General features: G+C 73.3%; 12 protein-coding genes. 9 read left to right on the top strand and 3 right to left on the bottom strand.

The window, feature by feature from the left end:
* Window positions 1–11: 11 nt before the first annotated feature.
* Window positions 12–914: a hypothetical protein gene (locus tag ACIRF9_RS26200; RefSeq protein ID WP_403826919.1), complete on the top strand. Its 903-nt coding sequence runs from the start codon at window positions 12–14 to the stop codon at window positions 912–914.
* A 105-nt stretch (window positions 915–1,019) separates the two neighbouring features.
* Here ACIRF9_RS26200 and ACIRF9_RS26195 read toward each other — a convergent pair whose 3' ends face one another.
* Window positions 1,020–1,202 (bottom strand): hypothetical protein, encoded by a 183-nt coding sequence (locus ACIRF9_RS26195; RefSeq protein ID WP_133912925.1) that lies wholly within the window; start codon window positions 1,200–1,202, stop codon window positions 1,020–1,022.
* 205 nt (window positions 1,203–1,407) lie between these two features.
* Here ACIRF9_RS26195 and ACIRF9_RS26190 point away from each other — a divergent pair, with 205 nt between their 5' ends.
* The 3 genes from ACIRF9_RS26190 to ACIRF9_RS26180 all read left to right on the top strand — a co-directional run bounded on the left by ACIRF9_RS26190 (window position 1,408) and on the right by ACIRF9_RS26180 (window position 7,111).
* A complete protein-coding gene (locus ACIRF9_RS26190; RefSeq protein ID WP_403826917.1) occupies window positions 1,408–4,353 on the top strand; it encodes a DEAD/DEAH box helicase in 2,946 nt (981 codons plus the stop codon).
* Window positions 4,350–5,639: an SWF or SNF family helicase gene (locus ACIRF9_RS26185; RefSeq protein ID WP_403826916.1), complete on the top strand. Its 1,290-nt coding sequence runs from the start codon at window positions 4,350–4,352 to the stop codon at window positions 5,637–5,639. Before ACIRF9_RS26190 ends, ACIRF9_RS26185 begins: the two co-directional genes overlap by 4 nt.
* Before the next feature lie 128 nt (window positions 5,640–5,767).
* The gene (locus ACIRF9_RS26180) at window positions 5,768–7,111 is read left to right on the top strand and encodes an esterase-like activity of phytase family protein (RefSeq protein ID WP_403826913.1); all 1,344 of its coding nucleotides are present in this window, start codon (window positions 5,768–5,770) and stop codon (window positions 7,109–7,111) included.
* Window positions 7,112–7,210: 99 nt separating this feature from the next.
* Here the strand turns inward: ACIRF9_RS26180 and ACIRF9_RS26175 are convergent, their stop codons facing one another.
* Entirely contained in the window at window positions 7,211–7,621 is a 411-nt protein-coding gene (locus ACIRF9_RS26175; protein WP_403826910.1) for a hypothetical protein, read from the bottom strand.
* 124 nt (window positions 7,622–7,745) lie between these two features.
* Window positions 7,746–8,912 carry a xylose isomerase gene (xylA, locus tag ACIRF9_RS26170; RefSeq protein WP_403826907.1) on the bottom strand — a complete coding sequence of 389 codons (1,167 nt, stop codon included), beginning with the start codon at window positions 8,910–8,912 and terminating at the stop codon, window positions 7,746–7,748.
* Between the two features lie 128 nt (window positions 8,913–9,040).
* On the opposite strand from xylA, the gene xylB reads away from it, so the two are divergent.
* From xylB to ACIRF9_RS26145, 5 genes are all read left to right on the top strand, one after another.
* Complete coding sequence (gene xylB, locus ACIRF9_RS26165) at window positions 9,041–10,486, top strand: xylulokinase (protein ID WP_403826904.1); 1,446 nt, start codon at window positions 9,041–9,043, stop codon at window positions 10,484–10,486.
* A gap of 23 nt (window positions 10,487–10,509) precedes the next feature.
* Window positions 10,510–11,721 (top strand): ROK family protein, encoded by a 1,212-nt coding sequence (locus ACIRF9_RS26160; RefSeq protein WP_403826901.1) that lies wholly within the window; start codon window positions 10,510–10,512, stop codon window positions 11,719–11,721.
* 251 nt (window positions 11,722–11,972) lie between these two features.
* The gene (locus ACIRF9_RS26155) at window positions 11,973–12,986 is read left to right on the top strand and encodes an acetamidase/formamidase family protein (protein WP_403826899.1); all 1,014 of its coding nucleotides are present in this window, start codon (window positions 11,973–11,975) and stop codon (window positions 12,984–12,986) included.
* A 45-nt stretch (window positions 12,987–13,031) separates the two neighbouring features.
* Window positions 13,032–13,637, top strand: coding sequence for an N-acetylmuramoyl-L-alanine amidase (locus ACIRF9_RS26150; RefSeq protein WP_403826896.1), 606 nt, complete (start codon window positions 13,032–13,034; stop codon window positions 13,635–13,637).
* A 159-nt stretch (window positions 13,638–13,796) separates the two neighbouring features.
* Window positions 13,797–15,068, top strand: coding sequence for a GAF domain-containing protein (locus tag ACIRF9_RS26145; RefSeq protein WP_403826893.1), 1,272 nt, complete (start codon window positions 13,797–13,799; stop codon window positions 15,066–15,068).
* The last annotated feature ends 37 nt before the right edge of the window (window positions 15,069–15,105 follow it).

Raw genomic sequence — 15,105 nt, 5'->3', positions numbered from 1 at the left:
GGGAGGCTGGGATGGCCGGGACGGACGAGACCGCCGTCGCCGCCGCGGAGGATGCGCTCTATGTGCTCACGGCGGCGCTGCTGACGCCGGCGAAGTTCCCGAGTGTGCTCGGCGACGACTACCCCGAGGCCTGTGCGGCGCTCGGCCTTGCGCCGCTCGCCGACGGGTACGGGCTGGTGCTGGGCCAGGACGGCGAGGGCGCGCGATGGACGGTCGTCATCGACGACGTGTCGCTGGTGGCCGTGGCCATCGCGTCGTGGGACTGCGGCATGGAGCACGAGCTCTCGCCCGACGAGCGGACGGTGGTCGCCGCCCTGCCGGGCTGGCCCCTGGAGGTCGCCGTCGCGGCGCCCGATGTGCCCGCGCCGCACGATCCCGCCCCCGAGATCACGGACGGCCCCCTGCTGTCCCCTCCGGACACGTCCGTCTGGGGGCCGGCTCAGCGGCGCCTGGGGGCCGACGAGATCGCGCTCCAGTGGAACACGTGGCGGGACCAGATAGACGACGCCGCCTTCACGCCCGCGCCCGACACGGGCGGGCCCGCCGCGGACACCGACGCGGCGGACGGCGGCGACGGCACGGACGGGGACGGGGACGGGGACGGGGACGGGGACGGGGACGGGTCAGCGAAGACGGCGCCCAAGGAGCGCAGCGGCATACGGCGTGTGCTCGCCGAGGCCCGCTCCTACGTGGACACTCCCCCGCCACTGGGCCGTGTGCGGTCGTCGTTCGCGCCCGGCGACGCGCGCACCCTGCGTGCCGACGGTCCCGGCTGGTCGCTGGTCGCCAGGACCGACGACATCGCCTTCCTCCTGCTCGACGAGCTGCCCGGCGAGGTGCTGCCGGTCGGCCGGGGACCGGAGCTGCCGGGGCTCCTGGAGGCCCTCGACAAGATGGCCGTACGCCCGCTCTGAGGCGGCACTCCCTGAGGCGGCACGAAGGCCGCGGTGAGGCTCTGCGGGGCCGTCAGGCACCACACGTCCCCGAGGGGACGCCCGCCCCACCGCGGTCCCCGCCTCTCAGCGGCCGAGCTCCTTGCGGGTGACGCGGCGCAGCCTGCGCCGCTGCGAGGGATCCAGCGTGAGGTAGGCCGCCGCCGGAACCCCCAGCACGATCAGCAGAGCCGCCCACCACGGCAGCCAGATCAACAGCAGAATCCCGACCGCCACACCTCCTGCGGCGATCTTCGCGTTCCTCGACATGTGCGTCGCCTCCTTCGCGGCCCCTGCCGCTCTCTGTCATGAAAACGGGTCCGCGCCGCGCGCGGTTCCGGATCCGACCCTGAAACGTCCCTGATCTCCACCCCCGAGGCACCCCTTATCCGGGGCGGAGGTGCTGTACCCTCGGCGACTCCACCCGCGGTAGTCAAGTTTGAGGAGAAGTCTCATCTCTGTGCAGAGTGTTCCCGTGGAAGCACTGTCCGAGATCTCCGAACTGACGCGGTGCCGGGCCGTGTTCGTGGCCGGCGTGCCGGCCCGCACCGGCCGTGTCGCCTTCTGGCGGCCCGACGGTGATGTTCCCCCCTCCGTCGCATCGGCGGCCGTCGAGGACCTGACCGTCGTCCAGCCCGGCGCTGCCGGTGTGATGCTCACGCGTGTGCGTGCCGTGCTGCTGCCGGTGCGAGAAGCCCTGCCGGTTCTCGCACGCGCGCGTGTCGCTGCGGAGGGGCACCGGGCGGCTGTGTTCTGGGGCGCGGCGTCGTTGCTGGCGCTGCGGTTCGTGGCCCGCGGAATGCTGCTGCCCGGCCTGTCCGCGGGCGATCACGACGCCTGGCGTGCCGGTCCGCTCGGGCCGGAGGACATCGAGGGTGTCCGCAGGCTGGCCGCGTCGATGCCGCCCGAGGCGCACGCCGTGCCCGTCGGCGACGGCCCACCCCTGCGGCTGCCGGATCCGGAGCGGCTGCTGCGGGCCTTCCTGGACGCGGTCGCCGACTCGCTGCCCCGCTCTCCCGCCGCACCGCTCGTGACCGGCGGACCGGCCTATGCGGCCCCTCAGACGCAGCACCTCCCGGAACTGCGCGCGTGGGCCGCCGATGTCGCCTCGGGCCACGACGCGGGCGTACGGATCTCGCTGCGGATCGAGGTGTCCGGGATCGGGGTGCCTGGGACGGAGGTGCCTGGGACGGAGGTGCCTGGGATCGAGGCGTCCGGCACCGAAGTGTCCGGGATCCAGGCGTCCGAGGCGGGGACGGCGCCCGGTGTGGCGGTGGCACGGTTTCGGGCCGTGCCCCAGGTGCACAGCGTCAGCGATCCCGCGCTCGTCGTCGACGCCGCCGAGATCTGGGGAGGCACTGGGGCCACGCGCCTGGAGTTCGGCCCACGCGCGCGTATGGACGCCCTGCTCGCCCTGCGCCGCGCGGCCCGGGCCTGGCCCCCGCTCACGCCGCTGCTGTCCGCCACCGTCCCGGACGCCGTCGACCTCCTCGCCGAGGAGATCGCCGAGCTGCTCGGGGACGGTTCGCGGGCGTTGGCGGGGGCGGGCGTCGAGGTGCACTGGCCGAGGGAGCTGGCCCGGACGCTGACCGCCCGAGCGGTGGTGGGGCCGCCCGAGGACGGCGCGGAGGGGGACGGAAGGGACGGCTTCGGCTCGGGCACGCCGTCCTTGCTGTCCGTGGACGCGCTGCTGTCGTTCACCTGGTCGTTCGCCCTGGGCGACCAGCGGCTCACGCGCGAGGAGCTGGACCGTCTCGCCGAGGCCAACCGGCCCCTTGTACGGCTGCGTGATCAGTGGGTCCTGATCGACCCGCGGGAACTGCGCCGGGCCCGCGCTCGGCAGGACGTCAAGGTGACGCCCGTCGACGCGCTCGGCGCCGCCCTGACGGGCTCCGCCGAGGTGGACGGCCGCTGGGTCGAGGTGCGGTCCACGGGCTGGCCCGCGACCCTGCGGGAGCGACTGACGGACCCCGCGGCACAGGAGCCGGTGGAACAGCCGGCGGCACTGGACGCCACGCTGCGCGACTATCAGCGGCGCGGCCTGGACTGGCTCGTGCGGAACACGTCTCTCGGACTCGGCTGCTGCCTGGCCGACGACATGGGGCTCGGCAAGACCATCACGCTGATCAGCCTGCACCTCCACCGCCAGACGGACGCCTCGGCCGCAGGTCCGACCCTCGTGGTCTGCCCGACGTCCCTGATGGGCAACTGGCAGCGGGAGATCGAGAGATTCGCTCCCGGTACGCCGGTGCGCCGCTTCCACGGGCCGCGACGCGACCTGGATGCCCTGGCCGACGGGGAGTTCGTGCTCACCACCTACGGCACCCTGCGACTGGACGCGGACCGGCTCGGGGAGGTGCCGTGGGGCCTGGTCGTGGCGGACGAGGCACAGCACGTGAAGAACCCGTATGCGGCGACCGCGCGGGCACTGCGCACCATCGGCGCACGCGCGCGTGTGGCACTGACGGGCACCCCGGTGGAGAACAACCTGTCGGAGCTGTGGGCGATCCTGGACTGGACGACTCCGGGCCTGCTGGGCCGACTGGGCACCTTCCGCAGGCGGTACGCGCGGGATGTCGAGGGCGGCGGCGATCCTGCGGCGGCGGAGCGGCTCTCCCGGCTCGTGGCGCCGTTCCTGCTGCGCCGCCGCAAGTCGGATCCGGGGATCGCCCCGGAGCTTCCGCCGAAGACCGAGACCGATCACCCGGTGTCGCTCACCAGGGAGCAGACAGGCCTGTACGAGGCCGTGGTGCGCGAGACCCTCGCGGCGATCGCCGAGGCCGACGACATGGCGCGGCGCGGGTTGATCGTCAAGCTCCTGACCGGCCTCAAACAGATCTGCAACCATCCGGCGCAGTACCTCAAGGAGGAGCAGCCGACGACCGGAGGACGTTCCGGAAAGCTGGAGCTCCTGGACGAGTTGCTCGACACGATCCTGTCCGAGGGTGCGGGCGTGCTGGTCTTCACGCAGTACGTGCGCATGGCGCGCCTCCTGGAGCGGCATCTGGCGGCACGCGGCGTGGCCACGCAGTTCCTGCACGGCGCAACGCCCGTGGCCGAGCGCGAGGCGATGGTCCGGCGCTTCCAGGACGGTGGGGTGCCCGTGTTCCTGCTGTCCCTGAAGGCGGCGGGCACCGGCCTGAACCTCACGCGCGCGGAGCACGTCGTGCACTACGACCGCTGGTGGAACCCCGCCGTCGAGGCGCAGGCCACCGACCGGGCGTACCGCATCGGACAGACCAGGCCCGTGCAGGTCCACCGGCTCATCGCCGAGGGCACGATCGAGGACCGCATCGCCGGCCTGCTGCGCCGCAAGCAGGATCTCGCCGACGCCGTGCTGGGATCCGGCGAGGCGGCCTTCACGGAACTGACGGACGCCGAACTGGCCGACCTGGTCGAACTGCGGGGGGCCACACGATGAACGCTCACGACGAGGACCTGGAGCGCACGTTCGCCGCGTTGCCTCCCGCGCGTGGGAGGGGATTCGCGCAGAGCTGGTGGGGCCAGGCGTGGCTGGCCGCGCTCGAGGACGGTGCGCTGGACGCCGAACAGGTGCGGACGGGACGCAGGCTGGCACGCGCGGGTGCCGTGGGCGCGGTGTCGGTGCGGCCGGGACGCGTCACGGCCGTCGTACAGGATCGCGACGGCACCGGGCACCGCGCCGATGTGCTGCTCGAGGAACTCTCGGACGTGGGGTGGAACCGTTTCCTGGACCTGGCGGCGGAGCGTTCGGGGCACGTCGCCGCCCTGCTCGACCGCGAGATGCCGCCGCATCTGGTCGAGGACGCGGAGACGGCCGGAGTCGACCTGTTGCCGGGGCTCGGCGAGCTGGAGGCCCAGTGCGACTGCGATGCCTGGGACCACTGCGGTCACACGGCGGCGCTCTGCTACCAGGTGGCCCGTCTGCTCGACCAGGATCCGTTCGTCCTGCTGCTGCTCCGGGGACGCGCCGAACAGGCCGTGCTGCACGCCCTCCAGGCCCGTGGCACGGCCGCTCCGGCAGAGGAGGGGGAACCTCTCGGACCGGAGGGGGTGGACGCGGCCGAGGCATACGCGGCGGGAGACGTCCTGCCGCCTCTGCCCGCGCTGCCCGAGCTGCCCCTGGAACCCGGCGTACCGCCTTCGTTGGACACGGACGCCCCGCCTCCGCCCGGGGTCGATCCGGCGGCGCTGGAGATCCTGGCCGCCCGCACGGCTGCCGCCGCTCGCCTCCTGCTCGCGGAGGCACTGCACGGCGGAGTCGAACGACCGGCCTCGGCGGCGCGTTCGACGGCTGCTCAGGACGCCGTACGACTGGCTGCCGGCGACGCCGAAGAGTCATGGGACGACGCGGTGACCGACCGGCTCGCCATCGGCTCGGGGCGCAGCCGGGAGCAGTTGGCGCTGGCCGTACGGGCCTGGCGGTACGGAGGTGCGGCCGCCCTGGCGGTCCTGGAGGAGGAGTGGGCCGTGGAGGGCGACGTGCTCGCACGCGCGCGTGCCGCGCTGGACTCCGCGTGGGAGGAGGACGAGCGCCCGGTGCTGCGGGCGCGGGGCAACCGGTGGACGGTTGTCGAGGGGTCCGGTCAGCTGCGGCTGGGGCGGGACGGTCGTTGGTGGCCGTACCGCAAGGAGGGCGGGCACTGGTCGCCGGCCGGGATCGCGGCGCAGGACCCGGCGACGGCGCTGGCCGTGGCCCGGTCCGACGGTGTGGAAACACTTTCCTGAGCTCGGGGCAGGGTGGGGCGTCGGCCCGTCGGGCGGCCGACGCCCCGCGTTCACCGGAACGTCGTACATCGTTCGGTGAGTGCACCAACTCTGGCCGCTGTCACCGAACTTGCTCCTCAGGAGGCCCGATGTCCCCGCACTCCCCCGGCCGGCGCCGCGTCCACCGTTCCGTCGCGGCGGGCATTCCGCTCGCCGTGCTGGCCGCCCTCGTCACGGCCGGACCGGCGACCGCGGGAACGCCGTCCGGGCAGGCGTACGTCACGCGGACCGCGACGCTCGGCGACATCCCGCTCGGGGCGTTCAGCAACGGTCTGCTGCCCGGCACGGTGGACGACGACCGTGGCGTGGATCTCGGCGGCATCGGCAGCGACCTCTATCCGGCGGGCCGCAAGGGCGAGTTCTGGACGGTCACGGACCGCGGGCCCAACGGCCAGATCAAGGTCGACGGGACGAAGCGCCGCACGTTCCCGGTCCCCGGCTTCGATCCGGCGATCGTGCGGATCCGGGTGACCGGCGACACGGTGAAGGTCCTGCAGGCCATCCCGGTCACCACGTCCTCCGGGAAGCCCGTCACCGGTCTGTCGAACCAGGCCGGGCGCGACGAGGCGCCGTACTCCTACGACGCCCGGACGCCTCTGTCGTACAACCCGAACGGGCTGGACACCGAGGGCATCGTGCGGGTGTCGGACGGGAGTTTCTGGCTCGTCGACGAGTACGGTCCCTCGCTGGTGCACGTGTCCGCGCGCGGGAAGGTGCTGACGCGTTACGTGCCCGAGGGGCTGAACCTCACGGGCACGGACTACTCGGTGGTGGAGGCGCTGCCCTCGGTGCTGCTGCACCGGAAGATCAACCGTGGCTTCGAGGGGCTCGCCCTGCTGCCCGGCGGTGACCTCGTGCTGGCCGTGCAGAGCCCCCTGTCGCTGCCCGACACCGACGCCGGAGAGAACGCGCGCACCACGCGGCTGCTGCGCTTCTCGCCGCGGAAGAAGGCGGTCACCGCCGAGTACGCGTACCGCTTCGACCCGGTGAACGTCGTCGACCCGAGCGAGGACGACACCTCCGAGCTCAAGATCTCCTCGGTGGTCGCCGTGGGCGGCGACCGGCTGCTGGTCGAGGAGCGGACGGACAAGGCCGCCCGGCTCCAGGTCGTGCGTCTGGGGAGGGCAGCGAACATCCTGGGCAGCCGCTGGGACGACACCACGACGTCGCCTTCACTGGAACAGCTGGACGACCCGGCGGCCTCCGGTGTCCCAGTGCTGTCCAAGCGGCTGGTCGTCGACCTGGGCACGGTCGCCGGGGTTCCCGGGAAGATCGAGGGCGTCGCGCGCGTGGACCACGACACGCTCGCCCTGATCAACGACAACGACTTCGGGATGACGGACGGCGCGGGCGCGTTCGACGCGCAGGGCCGGCTCGTGGACAGCGGCATCGAGACGACCGTGACCTACGTCAGGCTGCCGCGGGGCGTGTGACGGCCGGACCACGTCCGGCATCGCTACGCGCGCGTGGCCTGGTTGGGTTCCTCCACGCGCGTGGAGCAGGGTCGGAGGCCCCACGCGCGCGTGGGGGCTTCAAGGCAGCAGCGCGGTGAGGGACGGGAGCAGTGACTCCAGATCGCTGGGGATCTCCGTCGGCAGGGTGCTCGGGAGCTCGGAGGGCAGCACGCTCGGCAACTCGCTGGGCAGTTCCACCGGGAGGCTGATCGAGGGGGCGGGAGAGGAGCCGGTGCTGCTCCCGGAGGTCGGCTCGTCGTCCGGTGAGTCGTCGCCGGACGAGGCCATCAGCACGACGGCGAGCACGGCTCCGGCGACGGCCAGCAGCGCGAACACCACGAAGAGCGGGTTCCTGCGCCGCCGGGGGCCACCGGCGCCGTAGTCCGGAGGGGGCGGTCCGTAGCCGGAGGAAGGCGGTCCGAAGCCGCCGGTCGGCGGCAGGTCACCCGGCGGTCCGGGCGGCTGGGGCGGTACGGGTGGCGTGGCCATACGTCCAGCGTCCCCATGAACCGTTCAGGGCACGACCTCCGCACGGAAGTTGGTACCGGCTCATGTCGTGGAGGGCATGATTCCGGCGTATTCCGTGCGGAGGCAGGGCTCAGCGGGGAGCGGTTCAGCCCCTGGCGCCCAGCAGGTGGTCCATCGCGAGCTGGTCGAGCCGCTCGAAGGCCATGCCCCGGGCGCCGGCGGCCTCGACGTCGAAGTCCTCGAACGCGGTGCGGTCGGCGAGCAGGCTCTGCAGGCCGTCGGACGCGGTGGCCTGGGCCAGCTCGTCGAGACGGGAGGCGCGCAGGGCCTCCTGGACCTCCGGGTCGGCGCGGAACGCGGCCGCGCGCTCCTTGAGGATCAGGTAGTTGCGCATGCAGCCCGCGGCGGACGCCCACACGCCGTCGAGGTCCTCCGTCCGCGGCGGCTTGAAGTCGAAGTGCTTCGGGCCCGCGTATCCGGCGCTCTCCAGCAGGTCGACCAGCCAGAACGCGGAGCGCAGGTCGCCCGCGCCGAAGCGCAGGTCCTGGTCGTACTTGATGCCGGACTGGCCGTTGAGGTCGATGTGGAAGAGCTTGCCCGCCCACAGCGCCTGGGCGATGCCGTGGGGGAAGTTCAGCCCGGCCATCTGCTCGTGGCCGACCTCGGGGTTGACGCCGTACAGCTCCGGGCGCTCCAGCCGCTCGATGAAGGCCAGGGCGTGGCCGACGGTGGGCAGCAGGATGTCGCCACGGGGCTCGTTCGGCTTGGGCTCGATGGCGAAGCGCAGGTCGTAACCCTGGGAGGTGACGTACTCACCCAGAAGGTCGAAGGCCTCCTTCATCCGGTCGAGGGCCACGCGTACGTCCTTCGCGGCGCCGGACTCCGCGCCCTCGCGGCCGCCCCAGGCGACGTAGGTCTTGGCGCCGAGCTCGACCGCCAGGTCGATGTTGCGGATCGTCTTGCGCAGGGCGTAGCGGCGCACGTCGCGGTCGTTCGCGGTGAACGCGCCGTCCTTGAAGACGGGGTGCGTGAACAGGTTGGTGGTGGCCATCGGCACGCTCATGCCGGTGGTGTCCAGGGCCTGGCGGAAGCGCTTGATGTGCTCCTCGCGCTCACTGTCGGAGGACCCGAACGGGATCAGGTCGTCGTCGTGGAAGGTCACACCGTAGGCGCCCAGCTCGGCCAGGCGCGTCACCGTCTCGACCGGGTCGAGGGCACGCCGCGTGGCGTCGCCGAACGGGTCCCTTCCCTGCCAGCCGACGGTCCACAGGCCGAAGGTGAACCTGTCGTCGGGGGTGGGCTGGTAGCTCATGCCGCGGCTCCTTGCTTGAAGACTGTGTCGCTGACTATTTCGTCATGGCCGTTTACAAATTAGTATGCGGACGCATCTCTGGGAAGACAGATCCCGCAGAGCCGCGGAAAAACTTGAGGGAGAGCCCGATGTCAGCAGCCGAGGGTCCGCTCGTCGTCGGCGTGGACTCGTCCACCCAGTCCACGAAGGCGCTGGTCGTCGACGCGGCCACCGGCGAGGTCGTCGCGAGCGGCCAGGCCCCGCACACCGTGTCCTCCGGGGCCGGCCGCGAGAGCGACCCGCGTCAGTGGTGGGACGCCCTGCACGAGGCGCTGCGCCAGTGCGGTGACGCGGCGCGCGAGGCCGCCGCGGTGTCGATCGGCGGGCAGCAGCACGGGCTCGTCACGCTCGACGAGCACGGTGAGCCGGTGCGGCCGGCACTCCTGTGGAACGACGTGCGCTCGGCCCCGCAGGCCCAGCGGCTGACCGAGGAGCTGGGCGGGGCGAAGTTCTGGGCGGAGCGCACCGGGTCCGTCCCGGCCGCGTCCTTCACGGTCACCAAGTGGGCCTGGCTCGCCGAGAACGAGCCGGAGGCCCTACGCGCGACGAAGGCCGTGCGCCTCCCCCACGACTACCTCACCGAGCGCCTCACGGGCGAGGGCACGACCGACCGCGGCGACGCCTCCGGCACCGGCTGGTGGGCGTCCGCGACGGAGGGCTACGACGAGGGGATCCTCGCGCGCGTGGGTCTCGACCCGGCGCTGCTCCCCCGCGTGGTGCGGCCCGGCGAGGTCGCGGGCACCGTGCGCGACAGCCACGACCTGCCGTTCGCCAAGGGCACCCTGGTCGCCCCCGGCACCGGCGACAACGCGGCGGCCGCGCTCGGCCTCGGGCTGCGTCCCGGCACCCCGGTGCTCAGCCTCGGCACGTCGGGCACGGTGTACGCGGTGGCGAAGCAGCGGCCCACCGACCCGACCGGCACGGTGGCGGGCTTCGCCGACGCCCACGGCGACTGGCTGCCGCTGGCCTGCACCCTGAACTGCACGCTCGCGGTGGACCGGCTCGCAGCCCTGCTGGGCCTGGACCGTGAGGCCGTGGAGCCCACCGGGGAGCTCACGCTCCTGCCCTACCTGGACGGCGAGCGCACCCCGAACCTGCCGAACGCCTCGGGTCTGCTGCTCGGCCTGCGCCACGACACCACGGCCGGGCAGCTCCTTCAGGCGGCCTACGACGGTGCCGTGCACTCCCTGCTGGGCGCGCTCGACCTGGTCCTCGACGAGGAGGCGGACCGTTCGGCGCCGCTCCTGCTGATCGGCGGCGGCGCCCGGGGCACGGCCTGGCAGCAGACCGTACGGCGGCTGTCGGGACGGCCGGTGCAGATCCCCGAGGCGAAGGAACTGGTCGCGCTCGGCGCGGCGGCGCAGGCCGCGGGGCTGCTGACCGGCGAGGACCCGGCCGCCGTCGCACGCCGCTGGAACACCGCGCGAGGGCCGGTGCTCGACGCCGTCGAGCGGGACGAGGCGACGCTGGCCAGGATCGCCGGGGTACTCTCCGACGCGGCCCCGCTGCTGGGGCGGAGCACGCACACCCACTGACCGCCCGACGAATCGACGGAGGCATGACCGCACCGCTGCACGAGGCCCGCGCCACCGGCCCGGGGCGCGCGCTGCCCGACACCCAGCAGGGCATGCGCCGGCGCAACCTGGCGCGGGTGATGCACGCCGTCAGCGCCGAGGGGTCGCTGTCCCGGGCAGCGGTCGCCTCACGCATCGGCCTGACCCGTGCGGCGGTGTCGACGCTCGTCGACGAGCTGATACGCACCGGCCTGCTGGAGGAACTCGGCCCCGAGCGGCCCAACCGGGTGGGCCGACCGGGATCGGCGCTGGCGGTGAGCGGACGCGGCCCGGCGGGGCTGGGCGCCGAGGTCGGTGTCGACCATCTCGCGGTCTGCGTCGTCGACCTGCGCGGCGAGGTGCGGGCCCGTGCCGTGCGGCACGGTACGAACCGGGGCCGCTCCCCCGAGCCGGTGATCGAGGAGCTGACCGGGCTGCTGCGGGAGGTCGTCGCCGAGGCCGAGGGCGAGGGGCTGTGGCCGGCCGGGCTCGCCGTGGCCGTCCCCGGCCTGGTCGCCCGCGACGCCCGTACCGTCGTCCGCGCCCCGAACCTCGACTGGCACGACACCGACCTCGGCTCGCTGCTGCCCGGCGACTACCCGCTGACGGTGGACAACGAGGCCAACTTCGGCGGGCTGGCCGAACTCTGGCTGGGTGAGCACACCCCGCGGGACTTCCTGCACGTGTCGGCCGAGATCGGCATCGGTGCCGCGCTGGTCGTGGACGGCAGCCTGCTGCGCGGCACACGTGGCTTCGCGGGCGAACTGGGTCATGTGCCGGTCCACCCCGACGGACCGCAGTGCGTGTGCGGCGGCCGGGGCTGTCTGGAGCAGTACGCCGGCGAGGAGGCGGTGCTGCGCGCGGCCGGACTCGAGCCGGGCGGCGACCGCGTCGGGCTCCTCGCGGGGCGCGCTGCGGACGGGGACCCCGATGTACGGCGGGCCCTCCACGAGGCGGGAACGGCCCTCGGCATCGCCCTCACCGGGGCGCTCAATCTGCTGGACCCCGAGAGCGTCGTACTCGGCGGCGCTCTGGCCGGGCTCGCGCCCTGGCTGCTGCCCTCACTCGAGTCCGAACTCGCCCGGCGCACGGCCGGCCCCGCTCGCCCCGTGTCCGTCTCGCGGCTGGGTCCCGAGGGGCCGCTGCTGGGGGCCGCGCACTCCGTCGTCCGGGCCGTACTGGACGATCCGGCGGCGGTGGCGACGGAGAGCGCCTGAGCGGGCGGCGAAGTACCGCCGCGAGAGTGGCGAGTCACCGCTCCAGGACGGAGAGGCACCGTTCCGAGGAAGGCGAGGCACCGTTCCGAGGGACGCGCCGGGCCGGAACTCCCCGTTCGGGTGAGCGAGTTGTCCACAGGCGGGCGCTCGTCCACCGAAATCCACAGCGTCCCTCTGTACGACCGGTGGCCGCCGTAACGTGATCCACGCGGGGCGCAGCCGTCGGCCTCCGCAGAACGGAGAGCGCAGCCATGAGCGACCCTCGGATCCTGACCGTACGGCCCGAACCGGGCGACTACGCCTGGACGTTCGGCGGTGTGCCGCCCGTCGCACGCATCGCGCCCGGCACGGTCCTCGACCTCTACACCGAGGACTGCTTCGCCGGGCGGGTGCGCTCGGAGAAGGACCTGGTGTCCGAGGTGTGCGAGTTCCCCTTCCTCAACCCGCAGACGGGGCCCTTCCACATCGAGGGGGCCGAGCCGGGCGACACCGTCGCCGTGCACTTCGTGTCCGTGGAGCCGGCCCGCGACTGGGCGGCCTCGACCACGGTCCCGCTGTTCGGCGCGCTGACGTCGACGCACACCACGGCCACGCTGCAGCCCCCGCTCCCGGAGCGGGTCTGGATCTGGCAGCTCGACCGGACCCGCCGTACGGCACTGTTCCGGGCGCACGACAGTGACATCGAGCTCGAACTGCCCCTGGATCCGATGCACGGCACGGTGGGGGTGGCGCCGGCCAACCTGGAGGTGCGCTCGGCGCTGGTGCCCGACGCGCACGGCGGGAACATGGACACACCCGAGATGCGGGCCGGCGTCACCTGCTACCTGGGGGTGAACGTCGAGGGGGCGCTGCTGAGCCTGGGCGACGGACACGCGCGGCAGGGTGAGGGCGAGACCTGCGGGGTCGCCGTGGAGTGCGCGATGAACACCGTCGTGATCGTCGAACTCCTCAAGGGACTCGCCACGCCCTGGCCGCGCATCGAGTCGGACACGCACATCATCTCGACGGGTTCGGCCCGTCCCCTGGAGGACGCGTTCCGCATATCCCAGCTCGACCTGGTGCGTTGGCTGGTGCGGGACTACGGGTTCGGTGAGCTGGACGCGTACCAGTTCGCAACCCAGGCCGTCGAATCGCCGTTGGCCAATGTGTGCGACACCAACTACACGTGCGTGGCCAAGCTCCGCAAGGAATGGCTGCCCGCTCGCGAGACCCACCGCGGAGTGCACGCGCGGCTGCGCGAGACCGCGGCGGCGCTGCGGAGCTGAATTCCCCGCCGTACAAGGCGACTCCCCGCGAAAGGCACTTCCCCCGTGACACGAGCACGACCCCTGCCCTCCCCCACCCGGCGGCGGATCTTGAAGGGCGCCGCCCTCGTCGCCGTCCCGTACACCCTGCTCCCGGACGCTCGGGCCGGCGCCCAGACCCAGGCCGTCGACTACCGGCTCGCCGAGTGGCAGCCCGCCACCGACTCCAACCGCACCCCGTCCGACCGCCCCGCCACCCACCCCGTCGACCGTGTCGTCATCCACGTCACACAGACCGACTACGCCAAGGCGCTGTCCATCTTCCAGAACCCGAAGAAGAAGGTGTCCGCGCACTACGTCGTACGGTCCGCCGACGGCCATGTGGCGCAGTGCGTACGCGAGTCCGACATCGCGTGGCACGCGGGGAACTGGGACTACAACACGCGCAGCGTCGGCATCGAGCACGAGGGATGGGTGGACCGGCCCGCCTCGTTCACCGAGGCGATGTACGAGCAGTCCGCCCGGCTCACGGCGTCGGTCTGCGAGCGGTACGGCATCCCCAGGGACCGCGCGCACATCATCGGCCATTACGAGGTGCCGGGCACCGACCACACCGATCCCGGGCCCAACTGGGACTGGGGGCTTTATCTGAGACTCGTCAACCGCGTCTGAAGGGCGGCAGACCCGGTCCGGACCGAAACCTGCGGCCGGCGGACGCGGTCCGGATCGCAACCGGACGGCCGGGTTCGGACGACCCGCGTCCAAACGGTTGTCGCCCCGCGCACGCGGAGTGACGATGTCCCCAGCCGTGTCGTCTTCCGGGAGGGCGAGTTGTCGAGCGATCCATGGGTGGCCCTGGAGCCGGGGGCCGACCCAGCCGAGCGGGTACGGATCCTGCGCCGGGCGCACCAGACGTTCACCGAGGCGGGGACAGTACCGAGGCCGGTGCGGGCCGTCGTGGCGGACTCGTGGCGGCGTTCGGCGCGGGCCGGTGTCGGTCCCGACGGCACCGCGAGTGTGGAGTTGACCGACGGCGATCTCGGCACGTACCGGTCCGAGCATCCGCTGGCGCGGGTGATGCCGCTGTTCCGGGAGCTCATGGGCACGTTCGCCGCCGACGGCGAGCACCTCCTCGCGGTGTGCGACGCGCACGGCAGGCTGCTGTGGGTCGAGGGCCATGCGGCGACGCGGAAGCAGGCGGGGCTGATGAACTTCGTGCCGGGTGCCCGGTGGGCGGAGAGCGCCGTCGGGACGAACGCGCCGGGCACCGCGGTCGCGCTGGACCGGCCGGTGCAGGTGTTCGCCGCGGAGCACTTCATCCGGCGGGTGCAGCCGTGGACCTGCGCGGCCGCGCCGGTGCACGATCCGCGGACCGGGCGGGTGCTGGGGGCGGTGGACATCACCGGCGGGAACGGGCTGGCCCATCCGCACAGCCTGGGCTTCGTCCAGGCGGTCGCGCGGGCCGCGGAGTCCCAGCTGGCGCTGCTCGCCCCCGAGCGGCCACAGCCAGACACGCCGGAACTGACCGCGCTCGGCCGTGACGAGGCCCGCCTGGTCACCGCCGGCGGCGGCATCCGGCTCAGCCGCCGGCACAGCGAGATCCTGGTGCTGCTGGCCCGTCACCCGGAGGGCCTGACCGGCGACGAGTTGCTGTGCGCGCTGTACGAGGACGAGTCGGTGACACCGGTGACGCTGCGGGCGGAACTCGCCCGGCTGCGCGGGGTGCTCGGCCCCGGGCTGCTGGCCTCGCGCCCCTACCGGCTCACCGTTCCCCTCGAGTCGGACGTCTCGGTGGTCGAACGGCGTCTGGCGGCCGGTGCGGTGACGGCGGCCGTGACGGCGTACACCGGGCCGCTGCTGCCGGCGTCGCAGGCTCCGGCGGTCGTACGGCTACGCGAGCGTCTCGCCGAGGGGCTGCGCGCCGCGCTGATCGCCGGCCAGGACCCCGACCTGCTGGCGGACTGGGCGCACGCGCCGTGGGGCGAGGACGACCTCGACGTATGGCGGGCGCTGGCGGCGGCCCGCCCGACGGCGGCGATACGGGCGCGCCTCGCATCGCTGGAGCGGGAGTTGACGGCACCGGGGGGCTGGGCACGCCGCTAGCCGCGTCCGGCGGATCAAGTCGCCCTGGGGCGGAGGC

This window comes from Streptomyces sp. NPDC096132 (assembly GCF_044763345.1).
Classification (GTDB): domain Bacteria; phylum Actinomycetota; class Actinomycetes; order Streptomycetales; family Streptomycetaceae; genus Streptomyces.
The sequence above is the reverse complement of the archived record's forward strand: the minus strand, read 5'-3'. Positions and strand labels throughout refer to the sequence as shown.